2 protein-coding genes are annotated in these 1,756 nt (G+C 69.5%); one reads left to right on the top strand and one right to left on the bottom strand.

Going from position 1 to position 1,756, the window contains the following annotated elements; translation table 11 throughout:
- Positions 1 to 27: 27 nt before the first annotated feature.
- Positions 28 to 972 carry an RNA polymerase sigma-70 factor gene (locus ACWGI8_RS43950; protein ID WP_453669186.1) on the bottom strand — a complete coding sequence of 315 codons (945 nt, stop codon included), beginning with the start codon at positions 970 to 972 and terminating at the stop codon, positions 28 to 30.
- 194 nt (positions 973 to 1,166) lie between these two features.
- Here ACWGI8_RS43950 and ACWGI8_RS43955 point away from each other — a divergent pair, with 194 nt between their 5' ends.
- Positions 1,167 to 1,652 (top strand): carboxymuconolactone decarboxylase family protein, encoded by a 486-nt coding sequence (locus tag ACWGI8_RS43955; protein WP_453669187.1) that lies wholly within the window; start codon positions 1,167 to 1,169, stop codon positions 1,650 to 1,652.
- Positions 1,653 to 1,756: the final 104 nt, after the last annotated feature.

Consider the following 1,756-nt stretch of genomic DNA (forward strand, 5'->3'; position numbering starts at 1 on the left):
GCTCGGGATGCCTTCGGGCCGCCGGGCTCAGCGGTGCAGGGCGGTCTCCTGCTGCATGTGCGACAGCTTCTCGGGGTTGCGCACGGCGTAGAGCCCGGTGATGAGGCCGTCGTCGATGCGCACCGCCAGGACGGTGTCGATCTCGCCGTCGAGCCGGAGAATCAGCGCCGGGTGGCCATTTACCTGTGCCGGTTGCAGCGGTGTCTCGGCGGCGATGCTGCCCAGCCGGGAAGCGACCAGCAGGGGGGCCACGCTGCCGACGCCCACGACGGGCGACAGCGTGGCCTGCACGGCCCCGCCGCCGTCACCCAGGAAGACGACATCCGGCGCGAGGATGTCGAACAGGGATTGCAAGTCGCCTGTTTCGACCGCTCGTTGGAAGGCCCCCAGTGCGTCTCGGGTCTCGGCCGGGGAAACGACTCCGCGCGGGCGGCGCGCGGCGACGTGTGACCGTGCCCGGTGGGCGATCTGACGGACCGCTGCCGGGCTCTTGTCGACGGCTTCGGCGATCTCGTCGTAGCCGAGGTCGAAGACCTCGCGCAGTACGAACACCGCCCGCTCGTTCGGCGTGAGCGTCTCCAGCACCAGCAGCATCGCCATCGAGACGCTGTCGGCCAGCTCGACGTCCTCGGCCACGTCGGGTGTGGTGAGCAGCGGCTCGGGAAGCCAGGGGCCGACGTAGGTCTCCTTGCGGCGGCCGAGCGTACGCAGCCGGATCAGCGCCTGGCGGGTGGTGATCCGGACCAGGTACGCGCGCTGGTTCTGTACGGATTCGAGATCGACGTCCGCCCAGCGCAGCCAGGTCTCCTGGAGGACGTCCTCCGCGTCGGCTGCCGAGCCGAGCATCTCGTAGGCGACGGTGAAGAGCAGGTTGCGGTGGGCGACGAACGCCCTGGTGGCGGGGTCCGGGCGATCGTAGTGGCTCCTGCCCCCACCGCGAACTTCGGGCGCGGTCTCCGACGTGCCGGCCATGGGTGGTTCCTCCGCACTCTCGACTGTGTCACCCAGCAGACACAGGGCAGCGTCGTTCTGTGACGTCGAGACGTTGTGCGGCTCGTCACGCAACCGGTGCTGTCACAAAGACCGGGGCGCCGGCATCTCGTGGTCGTCAGGACGCCGCGCGGACGATCCGCGCGGCGCGCAGGTCCACGAATGAGGACGAAGCCATGGAACCCCGTTTCAACCTGCTCGCCAACGAGATCGGCTCCAAGATCGCCAAGCGGACCTACAACGTCAGCCTGGTGATCGAGCAGTCGTCGCTGCCCAGGATCACCCAGGAGTTGGTCAGCCTCCGCGCCAGCCAGATCAACGGCTGCGGTTTCTGCGTCGACATCCACACCAAGGAGGCCGCAGCGGCCGGTGAGACCTCGCCCCGGCTCAGCCTGGTCGCCACCTGGCGCCATGCCACCGTGTTCACCGAGGCCGAGCAGGCCGCGCTGGCGCTGGCCGAGGAGGGCACCCGACTCGCCGACGCCCACGCCGGCGTGTCCGACGAAACCTGGGCCCAAGTGCGCAAGCACTATGACGACGACCAGATCGCCGCGCTGGTCTCCCTGGTCGCCATGATCAACGCGTCCAACCGGTTCGGTGTGATCCTGAACAACCAGGGGGGTTCCTACGAGCCCGGCATGTTCACCAGCATGACGAACTGACCGGCAGGCCAATCCCGGCCCGGCCCGGGGTCATGCGATCCGGGCCGGGCCCGCGCATGTCCTGGCGCGGCTACGGCGCCCCCTCGCCGCGCTCGGCGCAGCCC

The organism is Streptomyces sp. NPDC054841 (assembly GCF_053611045.1).